Origin of the sequence: Moorena sp. SIOASIH, assembly GCF_010671925.1 — a bacterium.
GTDB lineage: Bacteria > Cyanobacteriota > Cyanobacteriia > Cyanobacteriales > Coleofasciculaceae > Moorena.
The window spans coordinates 1,670,341-1,684,126 of sequence record NZ_JAAHIH010000001.1; the positions used below are offsets into that span (position 1 = coordinate 1,670,341).

Sequence of the window (13,786 nt, forward strand, 5' to 3'; positions counted from 1 at the left end):
CTACTCCCTACTGAGTATTAACGCGGTGAACCAAACACCTGCACCCAGTAGTGGCGATAGGGGCTGGAAGGATCGCTGACATAACCAAAGCCAATTTCTTGATACTGAGGCTTGAGTATATTACGGCGATGACCAGTGCTTCCCATCCATTGCCTAATGGTTTGAGCAGGAGTCGAGTAACCTGCAGCAATGTTTTCACCAACATAGGAATAGAGGTAACCTGCTGCCTTAGCGCGATCGCTTATTTTAGAACCATCAGAACCAGTATGACTGAAAAAACCATTGCGCACCATATCTTCAGCGTGTAGCTGTGCGGCTTGACTTAGCTCAGCAGAAAGCTGTAATGGTGGCAAGCCAGCTTTTCGCCGTTCAGCATTGGTTAGTCCAAGCAACTCAGTATTGAATTTAGCTAAGGATGAGCTACTGGTCACCACAGTTATCTGCTCCTGAGAACCTCTCTGGAGGGTGTTATTGGAATAAGTGTTAGCCACAACTGAGCTAGACTGAAGCGCTATTTCAGATAATCCGAGCAAAGTAAGCGGAGCAATTGCCCAAAAATGGATTCTATGCATAAATTACCTCATGGGTTAATATCTGCAACAGATCTGATGGCACCCGGTCGCCATTAAAATGGCGCTAGATAGATAGCTGAGGGGGTGACAACAAGGCTAAAAAGTAGACAGGGTGTGGGGTGTGGGGTGTGGGGTATGGGGAAAATAGAACCGAATTTGGAGTGACCCCAGCGATTTACTTGGGTCCGAAACCTGATTCAAGCGTCCCTACCAACGTGGCCAGCTCCTGATCTTCCCCTACACCCTTCACCCCACACCCCACACCCCACACCCAGTAAGGCTTTTAAGGCTGTTTGTCACCCCTTCAGGATAGATAGAGCAATCCTATTCAACTTTTCAAGGGGATTGCTTTATTTATCGACTAACTCGGAGCTGAAAAGGTTCCCTAGTTCTGAGGTTTATGGAAAATTTTACAGGGGAGGGTTTTTTTCGTTCGCGTAGCCTGGCCGAAAGGCCAATCGCGTAGCGTGACCTATTTGCCATCGCATTTTTATTCCTTGATTCTCATGCCTTTTTATAACTATTAATAGTTAAATATATGTAAGCTATCAGCTATTAGCTTTTGAAGAAAACACGTAACCATTGCTTTCATCTCTGTTACGTCAGCTGACTGCTGATAGCTGACCGCTGATAGCTTAATGCTTACACTTTTTAAAAATGGTTCTTCAGTACCTACTATGCTAAATTTCCAGTTAAAAAAACTCAGAAAGCTTGCTGAATAAGGGTTATAAGGCAATTTAACTAATAAAATTTTCCTTTATACTGCCTCTTTACCCTGCTCCGTTCGCGTAGCGTGGCCAACGGCCTCAGTCCCTGCTCCGTTCGCGTAGCGTGGCCAACGGCCTCAGTCCCTTTGCCAAAGTGTTTATTTAGCATAACAAGTACGGAAGAGCCTTAAAAATAACGTTTCTAGGAACGATGACGAATCACTCCCGGTAACTGGCGCAGCACATCATTTTTATATCCAGCGAATTTTTTAATAGCATCTTGATTGACAATATTCTTTTTAGGAAGATTAACAGTAATGGTTTCTTCCATTTGCCATGGATCAAAGTTTTGCCAGTTTTCAAAGTAGGCTTGCAAGTACAGCCAATAGGCTAGATCGAGCTGAGCATCGTATACAATCAGGATACATGGCATTGGTTCTTTTAACCATGGCTCTATGTCTGAGCGTCCTAGGGGAAAGCCTATGGTATCTTGGTCTGCGGCTAGCATGCTCAGAAAATCCGTTGCCTTTAGCTTGACGTGAATTTTACCATTTTCAAGTTCACAATTGGTATCATAGGTAAAGATAATCAAGTCAAAACCATAGGTATACCCAAGCTCAACTCGTTCTACGGAGTAACCACATAATAATACATATCTTTCCACATAATTGATACTGATATCAGCAATAATTTGTTCTCTCGGTCGTTTATTTTTATTCATTGACCGGAAGCAATAGAAATGGTTTACTCTATAGCTTACAGCAGTTTTCAATTGGGTCAGTACTTTCGTTCTGGGTTTTAGGGAGTAGGGAGTAGGGAGTAGGGAGTCGGGAGTCGGGAGTCGGGAGTCGGGAGTCGGGAGTGGTAAAAAATCCTGTTTACCTGTGTACTGTGTACCTGCATCGCTAAATAAAAGCGATCGCTTATCTATGGAGATACGCGATCGCTTTTAGTATTCAGAGATTATCCAATGAAAAATCCGATTTAAGCACCAGCTAGGACAAAATCTACTTCATCAGCTCCGCCAGTTTCATCTTGACCGGAGGTAATTTGTTCCCCATTCACTTCCACAGCGAAGGGTGTGCTGTCTAAATTGATATTGTAATCCGTTGTGTCAGGAGTATATCCCACACTAGCCACCATCTTACGACCCTCATCGGTATAGATGAACGCCAACATTTGATTTTTTTCTTTCTTGTTGTCGTAAGCCCAAATGACCATATATTGTTGGTCCTGATAGTCGAATACTTTAGGCGGACGAGTGGGGACATAACGACCAGGATCACCAAAGCTAGCATCCAGGAAGCTTTGGACGGAACTGTCTTGTACGATAGCGTAGGCAACTTCTTGGGGAGAGGTAGCTTCTGCGTCACCTTCACTTTCGTCCCTCTCTTCTTCTTGATCACGGTTGCGGAAATAATCCACAGCCATTTTAGTTCCGACCGCACCGACTGCTGCTATACCAGCACCCATTAGTATGTTGCGCAGTTTACTCATTTGTTGTTATGGCCTATGACTATCAACGATGTGAAGTACCCAACCTGCTTCGCTGAGGTTGGGGCTTCCAATTCTCAACTCAAATCAGGGACGGTCTTATTCGTCTTTGAGGTTTCCCGCTTCATCCGCTGATGCCTGAACCAGAGGCGCGCGCCTGCTGGAATTGGTCTTACTCAGCGTCCACAGGCAGACATCCGCCTTCCGCAGACGTATAACTTTTACGACAGACTTACCATGGAATTACAGCTCTATGGCTAACCAGCCGGGGCAAGTCTCTTCCCTGAGCTCTGCTAGTACTTTTACACCTTGAAGGTAGCCTTTTAGTCAGTCAGGCGGGTCATCAACCAACTTTATTCTAACACGATTCGCAACAAGTCCTCGTCTCGCTATCCATCCCCACCGTCTTTCACGGTGGGGATGGATAGCGAGTTTTGTTAAATAGTAACACTATAGGATAAAGAGATAGGGAGATGGGGATATGGGGATATGGGGAGATGGGTAAGGGCTATGTGGTTGACACTCCCCACTGATAGAATCAGGGGGATTCTTGGTTCATAGACCCGTCTTGCTTAACCAAACCGGAGTCAGGAAAAGTAGAGGACAGATCTCCCCAAGCGTTAAGTAAAGTTCCCGTGTGCCCCACGGTACTTAAGGCTCTAGTTAGGATGTTTTTAGCGGCATTATGGTCGCGTTCGCGTAGCGTCGCCTTCGGCGAATCTAACCGACACCCACATTTACAGACATGGGTTCGAGTTGATAATGACTTCTTGACCACTTCACCACAGCTTGAACAATTCTGGCTTGTATAGGCAGGATTAACTGCAACAGTTATCCGACCAAACTTTTGCCCAAAATATTCCAGCCACTCCCTGAACTTGTACCAACCTGCATCATTAATAGATTTGGCGAGACAGTGGTTTTTAACTAGATTTTTGATCCTCAAATCTTGCCTTGGCCGTAGGCCACGCTTCGCGAACGGCACGCTGCGCGAACATAGGCGACCAGATCGTTAGACCGGATTACGCAACGTGCCAGTCTCTTGGCATGTTCTATGCGCTTCGCGCAGGCTATGCGCTACGCGCAGGCTTCGCCAACGCCAACACGCTGCCTACTTATTTTAAGGTGATGTCTACCTAATCTATTGACGGCTTTGTTACGGTTAGATGAGCCTTTCTTTTTTCGGGAGACCCGACGTTGGTAAAACTTTAATCGTTTTTCGCTTTTGCGATAAAACCTAGGATTAGGTTCTGAATAACCATCAGAGTCAGTGTAAAACTCTTTTAGTCCGACATCTAACCCGACAGTGAATCCAGTAGCTCCTAGTCGCTTTAAGTTATCTATTTTGACACAAAACTGAACATAATAACCATCAGCTCTTTGGACTATCCTAACGCGCTTTATCAACTTCTGTTCGCGTAGCGTCGGCTTTGCCGAATCGAAACGCCACAAGTCCCATGTACCCTTGAGCTTAACCTTACCGATCCCTTTTTTATCGGTAAAGTTTATAGACTTCTTGTCTGGGGATAATTTCCACCCGGACTGCTTGTATTCGACTGATCTAGAATGTTTCTTGAAGCGAGGGTACCCTTTTTTGCCGGGCACTTTTTTCTTGCAATTGTCAAAGAAACGTTTAATAGCACGCTCTACGTTCTCGACAGAGGCTTGACAAGCATGACTGTTTAGATCTTTAACAAATTCAAATTCATCCCTTAGTTGAGTGTTGTAGCGATAGAGCTCTTTCTTCTTTACTCCGCGATTTTCCATCCAATACCGAAGTACCTTATTCCGGACAAAACGAGCCGTTCTAATAGCTTCATTTACTGCTAATTCTTGAGGCTTTTTTAGAATAGCTTTGAACTCCATGACCAACACTCGCACATCACCTCCTTTTGTTGTATCTACTCGACCTGTTTTAGTGCTATTCTAATTATAGACCCCTTAAATTATAAGGTCAAGGAAAATGTCTGAACAAATCAAAAGAAAAGTAGGAAGACCTAGATTGCACGAAGAGCCAAAGAAAAGTTACAGTATCAAGGCTACTGAGACTGGTTGGCGGGGACTGAAACGTTTGGCAGCCAGTTCGGGGTTGAGCTTATCTGAGTACCTAGAGTTCCTGGGAAGATCTGGAACCTTACCAAGTTAGAAAAAAGACGCCCGAACAGTTAGGGAATAAATTCCTGTTCGGGCTAACCCCATAAATAGAATTTAGGGGCTTGCGCCCTCAGGGTTTTCGGTCACCTGCGGAAGCACCTTGTAAGCCTTATGGGAAGAACCTTTGGCGGCACTGACTACCTTTGACCGCGCTGCATCCCTGCTCCCTGCCTCATAAGGGTAGGTTTTTAACAAAGACGTGAGGTGTGGGGTGTAGGGGGTGGGGTGTAGGGTGTGGGGAATAAGAAAGCGATGCAGCGCGGTCTTGGGGAGGCAGCGCGGTCTTGGGGGTTCCCCCCATGAGCGACTGCCGTGGTTTCCCCCATGAGCGACTGCATCGCTTCTTCGTTGTTTTCCTTTTCCTCTCCCTGTGATCCGCCCCCGACCGGTCGGGGGTTGGGGGTGGGGCAGGACCCAAATGTAAAAAACCTACCCCTGCTCCCTGCTCCCTGCTCCCTGCTCCCTGCTCCCTGTTCCCTGTTCGCTGTTCCCTAAAAAAAACCAAAACTTTCTACCTCACCCAATTGAGAACTACTATAGATTGTCGATCACAAAGGGTTTGATAGCACTACTACTCCACTTATTCTTGAGTTTCTCAACTATAAATGGCCGAATTACAAACTTAGGGGGAACACCGTTATGTACATCAATCCGTAGGAAAGTATGAGGAGAGCGGCCTGTTCTGCCTTTACCTTTTTGTCCGATAAATAAAAGCGATCGCGCCACCATTTGAACATAACCTCCCCGACTAATTTCCATCAGTTCAACCCCATCTTTGCGCTGACGCCGCAAACTAGCACCACTTCCGCCACATACCAGCCAATTTAAATTGGAGTCAGCATGTCTAGTATCAAGGGTACGAAGATACTCAAAACAATGAGCGTGTCCACTTAAGATTAAATCTACCAGTGGGCGTTTTTCTGGTAGGGAACCAATAGCAGCAGCCACCTGATCTAATACTCGGCGTAAATGGCCACGAACTGCGATCGCATCTGGCTGCTCCCATCGGGTTGCTTCCGTTGAATAGGGAGAGTGATGAAGATAGATCACTCGTCCCCGTGCCTGAGGATCATGCCAAGAATCAATTAACCGTTGCTGTAACCAGTCTAGTTGCTCTTGGTCAGGACCAGCCTTAGGTTTAGACGAAGAGCCAGAAATACAAAAGGTATTGGAATCAAGGGCAAAAAAGTCAATCCCGCCATATCTAAAGGTATAGTAGCGATTAGGTAGGCGGGTAAAGTGACCAGGTTGGTAGCGCAGGCATCTTCCCGTTTCGGTCTTGGCCGTATAGTGTTGGTTGAGGTACTCCGCTAAATTACTGCGCTTGTGAGGTTGACTCAAGCAATCAAGAAAAGCGTGAGCATAGGCTTTGCCTTGGTAAGAACTATCCCAACCTAGAGTAAAACCTAACTGATATTTTAACCAACGGCGTAGAGGTAAACTTAACTGAGCAAATAATCTGGGCAGAAACGTCAGGTCATAGTAATCATGATTTCCTGGTACAGGGAAAATCGGTTGATTAAAGACTAGTCGAGTACAGTCAGTTTTCTTGACAGGACTCCTAACACCGAAAACCTCTCGGTAGATTTTAATAAATTTCTCCAGATAAAACTCACCAGACCCAAATGGATAAACCAGATCTCCTGTGTGTAAGGTAAAGGGACAAGTATCGATGTGGTCAAGTAATTGTTGAGCTATTTGTGCTTGCAGCTTCCGTCCGTATTCCGTGTCTGAATCCGTATCCCCAAGAACTAGAAAGGAAAATTCTGGACATTCATTGTGACCATCATCAAGGACTAACTGAGTTTGGTCAATTCCCTGATTGATAATCCCAGGATTACGCCAGCATACCCACTGCTTGATTTTAGCGATTTTAGTAGCAATAGATGGGTCATATAGCATGTTTAAAATAGGTGAGGTAGATTTGGAATTTTAGGGAATAGGGAATAGGGAATAGGGAGTAGGGAGTAGGGAACAGGGAACAGGGAACAGGGAACAGGGAACAGGGAACAGGTAATAGGTAATAGGTAATAGGTAATAGGTAATAGGTAATAGGTAATAGGTAATAGGTAATAGGTAATAGGTAATAAAAAAAATACTGTGTACATGATAGCTATTAAAAAAACCTGTTATTGGGAATCAATAATAACTTATTTCGAGGCAAAAATGCTTTGTATATTGTTACATATAATCTGTTATATAACTGATTACTATTACAAATATTTTATGAACAAAATTGCTGATTTTTAATAACCAAAAAAATCCTCCAAGCTCTTTGCTACTGCTCCCTGGTCTCTACTCCCTACTCCCTGCTCCCTGCTCCCTGCTCCCTGCTCCCTACTCCCTACTTCCTACTCCCTATTCCCTATTCCCTATTCCCTGTTCCCGATTCCCTATTCCCTTTTACTTGAACAATGTCGGGGTAAGGTTCTCTTCCTCCTCCCAATCCTGTTCTTTGTGATTGCTTCCGTAACCAGATTTGTAGTATTTATAAGGGCTAAGAGAGTCACCTTTAACACCATTAGCAACAATGCCTAAAACCTGAATTTGAGACAGTTTCAGATTCTCAAGAGCTTGGGTCAGAGCAGAACGATCTGTTTTCCCAACGCGAGTTACCAGAATCAAGCCGTCAGTAAGAGGACTAAGCAAGCTAGTGTCCGCTAATCCCAAAACTGAGGGAGTATCATAAATCACCAGGTCAAACGTTTCGTGGAAACCTGCCATCAATTGTGCCATTTTCTGGGAAGAGATCAGCTTGGTAGGATCTGGGGGAAGTTGACCTGCGGTTAGGACTGATAAGCCAGCTACAGGTAAATTGTCCTCAATTACGTCTGAAGGGGATAGGGTTTGGGCAATTAAATTGCTTAATCCAGACTGGTTGGGTAACTCCAATCTTCGATGAACTTGGGGTTTACGCAGATCCGCATCAACTAATAACACCTTTTTCCCTATGGCTGCCGCTGTTTGAGCCAGGTAAATAGCAATGGTTGACTTACCATCCCCAGGCAGAGCTGAACTGATTGCCAGAGAACGGATTGGGCGGTCTGAACTCAGTAATTGAATATTGGTATAGAGTACTCGTAGGGCTTCCAAAAAGTGTGAGGATTGGGAGTCCCCATAATAGATGTAAGGCGTTGATTTTTGCTTCAAAGCTGGTATTAGCCACGTAAAAGGTTTAGACAATAAACCTCCTACTTTGGCTAGGGAGTTATTACTTGGCGTTGCTGCTATTTGTTTATTAATGGGGATATTCCCTAACAAATGGAGTTTGCTTTGCTGTTTTAGTTCCAGGGCAGTGTGATAAACGTTATCTAATTTTTCCAAAATCAAAGCCACACCAATGCCTACAGCAAGACTAGCTACAGCTCCCAAGGTTATACTACGTTGAATATTAGGAGAGATGGGAGCCACTGGCCGAACTGGGGCTTCAATTACTTCCCAAGGAATCTCGGTTTGGGCGGCTTCGATTTGCAACGTTTCCCAGGTAGCCCGAAAACGGTTTAACCCCTCAGTAGCAATTTGTATTTCTAGCTGTAAGTCGGTATATTGTCTGGTTAAAGCAGGCATTTGTTGAGCCTGTTGTTTTAGCTGTTGTTGGGCAACTAATAAGGTTTGACGTTGGGTTTCAAGCCTTTGCACTTCAGTTACAGCTTCTGCTAACTTGGATCCTAAAATTCGCTCTGCTTCTTGCTCTAGGATTGGGAGGAGGTTTTGCCGTTGATTTTGGAGAAGTCGAATCGCCGTGCTTTGTGCTTGGAAGCGAGTTAATTCCGCAGCAATTTGCGTTTCCACCTCTCTTAACTGACCAATAATTTGCTGATATAGTGGAGCTTCGCTAAGAGCGGCCACAGCCCCAGTTTCTTCTTGTAGAGAACCAAGATTGAAGCGGCTTTTAGCTAATTGTTGTTCAAGGGCTAAGTTTTCCTGCTTCAAGGCGGTAATTTGAGAAGCGATTAGTTCAGCTTGGCTGTCTGGGTTAGTAAACTGATATCGCTCTCGAAAGGCTTGTAATTGGTTTTGCAGTTCATTTACCCTGGCTTGTAAGGATGGTAACTGGTTTTCAATGAATTGAATCCCTTGGCGTAAGTTAGTCTGGCGCTCGTTCAGGGAGTAGTTCAGGTAGACTTTGGCTAATTGCTCTAAAATAGTGAGGATCAGATCCGGATCGTTTCCCTGGTAGCTGATTTCCAAGATCTTAGTTTTCCCTAAGCGAGTAATTTTTAAATTGCCAATTAGGGAATTATAACTAATTTCGGGATAGGTTTTTTGTACTTCTGCGAGCACTACTTCCATTAGCTCAGGACTACGCAGGACTTGAATTTGGGTTTGGTAGTCTAAACTAGATTTAATGTTTTGGTTCCCTAAACCAGGCGTTAAATTGCCTAAGTCATTTTCAGCATTAACAGGCTCTACTAAAATCCGAAATTTGCTTTGGTAACTTGGCTCTTCATTTAAACTTCTCGGGATGACGAAGGATATCCCTGTCACTGTTACCCCTACAATGACTACTCCTCGCCGTCGCGCCACCGCAAACCAACGGCCCAAATCCCACTCACTGTCTTCTGATTCTAACCACGGTGACCCTTGAGGTAAAGGGGGAAAGCTACCGTTACTACTCGTAACTGAGGGAGGAGAGGGAGAAAAGTTATGAACCATTGAGTTTCGCTTCCAATTTAATCAAGGGGATGCTAGAACAGTTGACTACACAAGAGTTGGTTGGTACCGGTTATACAGAGATATGGCACCTTCAATTAAAAGCTCTAAAATTTAGAATTCAGCAGTCATGATTCAGGATTAATAATAAATATTTTTTAATGTTTTTATTATCACTAACTGGAATTTAAAAAAATACTTTTTAATGTTTTTAAGGGACTTTTATAGATAAAAAGCTAATTTAAAACAAGGAACGTAAAGGATTCAATATTTTTAAAATTGGTTCTAAAATGTTAGATATGGTATCAGTAATTTTGGTATAACTGGAGCGACCAGCAATGATAATATCGTTCTGGGATAGCAGAGGGTTAGTTTGGGGATCAATTCCTTGTTTAAAATTGACTTCGATTTCCCTTCGCGTTAGGCTACCATCAGGATTAAAACGAATTAGCTCCACAATTTTTTCTGCTCGCTCATTAAATCCACCCACAGAAAGCAAAGCTTCATTAAGAGTGGTATTAGATGGCATTTCGACTGTTCCTGGTTGTTTCACTTCTCCAGCAACATTGACCCGAATTACATCTGGAGAAAGGTTAGTCGAGGCAATTTGAGCAGCTTCTACGGCGGTAATTTCTGTGGCAGTAGGAATAATCACTGTGTCTCCCTTTTGCAAGGCCAAATCTTGACTGAGGTCGCCATCTTGTAATAATTTCCAGAGGTTAATGTTAATCAGCTGTTCTGTGCCATCGCGAGTGGGGCGACGCACTTGAATTTCCCGCACGTTAGCTGAGGGTTTAATGCCTCCGGCGGTTTGAATCGCTTGACTAACTGTCGGGCGACTAGTGCCGTTTTGTCCTCCTTTTAGGCGGTAAGCGCCTGGTCGAAATACTTCCCCTACCACAGCAACATCAGATATTTCCTCAGTGCTAGCTAGGTTAGATGCTGCTAGTTGAGCGGTTTTGGCTAAGTCCACCTCAGTGGTGGTGGGAATCTTAATTACATCCCCATCCCGCAAAATCAGGTTTTGACTCAAATCACCTGCTTGCAGCAGTTGTGAGAGATTGACGGTAATAGTCTGGGTGATACCAGAAGGTTGAGTACGCCGAATTTCGACTCGCTCTAAATCCGCCGATTGGGTCATACCTCCAGCAAGCTGAACCGCTTGAGCGAGACTGGGAAACTGAGCATTATTGATTAAAGGTAAAACGTAGGAGCCTGGTTGTTTAATTTCCCCAGAAATAGCGATTTGTAACGGGCGGGGTTGTAGTAAACTAACCGTGATGGCAGGAGAGCGCAATTCCGATTGATATTGAGTTGCGATCGCGATTTCAGCTTCTTCTAAGGTCATGCCGTCAACGCTCAGTTTCCCGACTAAGGGCAACTTGATAGAGCCATCCACACCAACCTGTTGTTCGCCACTAAATTCTGGCATCTTGAAAATAGTAATTAGAATCAAATCACCTGCACCAAGGGTATAGGTCTGGTCTATAACAGGGCTAACTAGCTCTACAGCAGGTACAGGAGTGGTAAATTCAGTTGGATAGGGGGATGGTAGTGTCTGGGTAGGTTTACCAAAGGTCGGCAGAGGTACGATTTCTGTGGACTGACCTTGGGACGATGGTAGTGTCTGGGTAGGTTGCTCAAAGGTGGGCACAGGTAGGGTTTCTGTGGACTGACCTTGGGACGACTGACCTTGGGACGACTGACCTTGGGACGGTGTTGGTGTAGATTGAGCAATAGTCGATTGAGCAATAGTCGATTGAGCAATAGTCGGAGCAGGTAGAATCTCCCTCAGCTGTTCACCATTAGGTAGTAATTCCCTGAATGTAACCATAGCTAAGTTTCCAGAAGCAGCTAAGTTGGCATCGGCAAGGATAATCTCAGGATGATCCTCTACTTGATTAGACCTCTGGGACAATAGACCTTTTGCAAAAGTATTTTTCTGATACTGTTCTTGATGGAATAGCGAGTGGGGAGGAGCTGTGTGGGTCACCTGCGTCCGCACCTTGTAAACCCCTTGGGAACCCTCTTTGGCCGACTGCATCCCTTTTCGTGAATTCTTGTTCACTGTTCCCTGTTCCCAGATCCGCTGTTCCCTCTTCTGAAACAAGTCTAATGAACCATTAACCCAAGTCACGTCTGAGCTAAAGGTTAATTTCCCCGGAGATCTATTGGTATTGTTGGCATTTGCTACCAACTCCGATTTCGTTTGTTTCTCCACCTTAGCTATCCCTGGAGCTGGCATTTCAGATTGTGCTGTCACTAATTCTGGAGTGGGAGCACCTGGCAAAGGGAGGGAACTTTGGCTAACTGGGGTAAACGTGGAAATCATCTCAGCTCGGGGTTTTTTCGGTACCTTCACTGGAGCTGCATCGACTGTAAAGACAATCTCGGGATGATCCTCTGCTTGATTAGACATCTGGTAAAACGAGCCATTAACCCAAGTCACCTCTGAGCTAAAGGTTAATTTCTCCAGAGGTCTATTGGTATTGTTGGCATTTGCTCCTAACTCCGATTTCTTTTGTTTCTCAACCTTAGCTATTGGGGAAATCATCTCAGCTCGCGGTGTTTTCGGTACCTTCACTGGAGCTGCATCGACTGTTTCAAATCGCATTGTGAGCAAATCACCGCCAACGGAGCGAGCAACAATTCGATCAATCGGTAGTGTTTTAACTATCTCTGCCGGATTAACGGTTGCAGGAGGAAGGGGTGGTTGAATCTTTGCAAAGTTTTTTGGGCTAACGGTTTGTCGGCTGAGCCCTGGTAGGGTTGGCTGTGAATTACTTTGGTTTAACTGAGATTGGGTAAGGGAAAACTTTGGCTTAGCAAACGTTTGTGGTAAAGTAACGGTTGGTGACTTTGGCAGATTGGTATCGTTTTTTCCTTGATTGGAGTAACTGACATTTCTTGATTGATCACCAGAAATCAGTTGGACAATAGGATGATCGTTGTAATTCCAATTGTTACTCAGCCCAAACCCTAAAGAATAGCTAGCGGCGGCTGACATCGGAATCAATACTAAGGCTCTAAGCATAAGATTTATCGACTTCAACAAACTCCAATTTTTGGAATAAGCACCTCGATTTGATCACTAAGGTTTCTCCAGCAACAGAAAATTTGCTGATTATACAGTAAAAAAATTTATCTAAAACCAGTTATGGATTTGTTAACCTAACGTTGTTAATCTAACTTGGGTTAGTTTTGTCTTGGCAGAAATGTTGAGCTGTTACCAATAGCTTTTGAAACTTCAACACTACTTATAGTTACTACATATAGTTAAAGAGTCACTACCGGGAGAGGCTGAGGGTAACTGTCACGGACCTAAGTTAATGCACCTCTATCCTTAATACTGGTCTTAGTGTAGTTATCAGGATTATTCCCTACAGGATTCTTTTGCTGCAATCATTAGACCTCTTGCAAAAGTATTTTTCTGATAGTGTTTGCGTCAATTTTTGTCCACTGTTCCGGTGATCCGCTGTTCCCTGTTCCCGACAACTGCCGCGAAGTCTATTGATAACCCTGCCCCGATGATAGCATTGCTAAGACGTTAAAGTGACGCTTCCTTTGTCAATAAGTAATTATACTTAATTATAGCAGTTTGACCTTGGGTGAGGTACTTTCGTCTTGGGTTAATGGGATTAGGGAATAGGGAACAGGGAATAGGGAACAGGGAATAGGAAACAGGGAATAGGGAATAGGGAAAAAATTATGTGTACCTGATTACTATGAGAAACGCTATATTTATAAGATAGTCTCTAAATCTTGGCCAAGAAATATAATACCAATTCTTCGCGCTCACACCGCTACACATCAATTTCATATCCCCATCTCCCCATCTTCCCATCTGCATCTTTATTCCACGAAGAATTGGTATAATTTTTAGGAAGGCGATCGGTAAAATTTCAACGTATCATTAATTTTAGGGTGAAAATTCGGTATAAAAGTGAAGGTAATCGTGAATTTAATACTTGATCAGGACTTACGCAAAATTAGAGCTTATACGCTATTTATAGCGTAAGGTGCGTTGCAACGCACCCTACAGGTATATTTTATGGGTAAGTTCTGTTCATATTTACATGATTTTTAAGGATGATTACGGATTGACAAAATTAAGTCTGTTTTAAGTTGTCACGAATGGATATCGAGTGCTTATCAAGCAGCTTTTCCTTCTCTTATCCCTATCTTAAACATTAATAACATTTTTAT

General features: G+C 44.0%; 10 protein-coding genes and 1 pseudogene. 2 read left to right on the forward strand and 9 right to left on the reverse strand.

Annotated elements, in window-relative coordinates; all coding sequences use genetic code 11:
* Positions 1 to 17: 17 nt before the first annotated feature.
* The 5 genes and pseudogenes from F6J90_RS07265 to F6J90_RS07285 all read right to left on the reverse strand — a co-directional run bounded on the left by F6J90_RS07265 (position 18) and on the right by F6J90_RS07285 (position 5,253).
* Positions 18 to 572 carry a CAP domain-containing protein gene (locus F6J90_RS07265; RefSeq protein ID WP_293091774.1) on the reverse strand — a complete coding sequence of 185 codons (555 nt, stop codon included), beginning with the start codon at positions 570 to 572 and terminating at the stop codon, positions 18 to 20.
* 909 nt (positions 573 to 1,481) lie between these two features.
* Positions 1,482 to 2,000, reverse strand: coding sequence for a DUF4365 domain-containing protein (locus F6J90_RS07270; RefSeq protein ID WP_293091775.1), 519 nt, complete (start codon positions 1,998 to 2,000; stop codon positions 1,482 to 1,484).
* A 263-nt stretch (positions 2,001 to 2,263) separates the two neighbouring features.
* On the reverse strand, positions 2,264 to 2,776 hold the full coding sequence (locus F6J90_RS07275; RefSeq protein ID WP_293091776.1) for a hypothetical protein: 513 nt from the start codon (positions 2,774 to 2,776) through the stop codon (positions 2,264 to 2,266).
* Between the two features lie 535 nt (positions 2,777 to 3,311).
* Positions 3,312 to 4,648 (reverse strand): annotated as a pseudogene (locus F6J90_RS07280) (transposase).
* Positions 4,649 to 5,115: 467 nt separating this feature from the next.
* Positions 5,116 to 5,253, reverse strand: a complete 138-nt coding sequence (locus F6J90_RS07285; RefSeq protein ID WP_293091777.1) for a hypothetical protein — start codon at positions 5,251 to 5,253, stop codon at positions 5,116 to 5,118.
* On the opposite strand from F6J90_RS07285, the gene F6J90_RS07290 reads away from it, so the two are divergent.
* Positions 5,252 to 5,422 carry a hypothetical protein gene (locus tag F6J90_RS07290; protein ID WP_293091778.1) on the forward strand — a complete coding sequence of 57 codons (171 nt, stop codon included), beginning with the start codon at positions 5,252 to 5,254 and terminating at the stop codon, positions 5,420 to 5,422. The genes F6J90_RS07285 and F6J90_RS07290 overlap by 2 nt on opposite strands.
* 39 nt (positions 5,423 to 5,461) lie before the next feature.
* Here the strand turns inward: F6J90_RS07290 and F6J90_RS07295 are convergent, their stop codons facing one another.
* Both F6J90_RS07295 and F6J90_RS07300 read right to left on the reverse strand, forming a co-directional pair.
* Positions 5,462 to 6,829: a metallophosphoesterase gene (locus F6J90_RS07295; protein WP_293091779.1), complete on the reverse strand. Its 1,368-nt coding sequence runs from the start codon at positions 6,827 to 6,829 to the stop codon at positions 5,462 to 5,464.
* Positions 6,830 to 6,831: 2 nt separating this feature from the next.
* A complete protein-coding gene (locus F6J90_RS07300) occupies positions 6,832 to 7,035 on the reverse strand; it encodes a hypothetical protein (RefSeq protein ID WP_293091780.1) in 204 nt (67 codons plus the stop codon).
* Positions 7,036 to 7,163: 128 nt separating this feature from the next.
* Here F6J90_RS07300 and F6J90_RS07305 point away from each other — a divergent pair, with 128 nt between their 5' ends.
* Entirely contained in the window at positions 7,164 to 7,388 is a 225-nt protein-coding gene (locus F6J90_RS07305) for a hypothetical protein (protein WP_293091781.1), read from the forward strand.
* Here F6J90_RS07305 and F6J90_RS07310 read toward each other — a convergent pair.
* Both F6J90_RS07310 and F6J90_RS07315 read right to left on the reverse strand, forming a co-directional pair.
* A complete protein-coding gene (locus tag F6J90_RS07310; protein WP_293091782.1) occupies positions 7,331 to 9,583 on the reverse strand; it encodes a polysaccharide biosynthesis tyrosine autokinase in 2,253 nt (750 codons plus the stop codon). The two genes, F6J90_RS07305 and F6J90_RS07310, sit on opposite strands and share 58 nt — an antisense overlap.
* A gap of 238 nt (positions 9,584 to 9,821) precedes the next feature.
* A complete protein-coding gene (locus F6J90_RS07315; protein WP_293091783.1) occupies positions 9,822 to 12,614 on the reverse strand; it encodes an SLBB domain-containing protein in 2,793 nt (930 codons plus the stop codon).
* Positions 12,615 to 13,786 lie beyond the last annotated feature (1,172 nt).

Coding starts and splice junctions, on each gene's coding strand:
- F6J90_RS07265 (WP_293091774.1), bottom strand. CDS start 572: ATGCATAGAATCCATTTTTGGGCAATTGCTCCGCTTACTTTGCTCGGA.
- F6J90_RS07270 (WP_293091775.1), bottom strand. CDS start 2,000: ATGAATAAAAATAAACGACCGAGAGAACAAATTATTGCTGATATCAGT.
- F6J90_RS07275 (WP_293091776.1), bottom strand. CDS start 2,776: ATGAGTAAACTGCGCAACATACTAATGGGTGCTGGTATAGCAGCAGTC.
- F6J90_RS07290 (WP_293091778.1), top strand. CDS start 5,252: ATGAGCGACTGCATCGCTTCTTCGTTGTTTTCCTTTTCCTCTCCCTGT.
- F6J90_RS07285 (WP_293091777.1), bottom strand. CDS start 5,253: ATGGGGGAAACCACGGCAGTCGCTCATGGGGGGAACCCCCAAGACCGC.
- F6J90_RS07295 (WP_293091779.1), bottom strand. CDS start 6,829: ATGCTATATGACCCATCTATTGCTACTAAAATCGCTAAAATCAAGCAG.
- F6J90_RS07300 (WP_293091780.1), bottom strand. CDS start 7,035: ATGTACACAGTATTTTTTTTATTACCTATTACCTATTACCTATTACCT.
- F6J90_RS07310 (WP_293091782.1), bottom strand. CDS start 9,583: ATGGTTCATAACTTTTCTCCCTCTCCTCCCTCAGTTACGAGTAGTAAC.
- F6J90_RS07315 (WP_293091783.1), bottom strand. CDS start 12,614: ATGCTTAGAGCCTTAGTATTGATTCCGATGTCAGCCGCCGCTAGCTAT.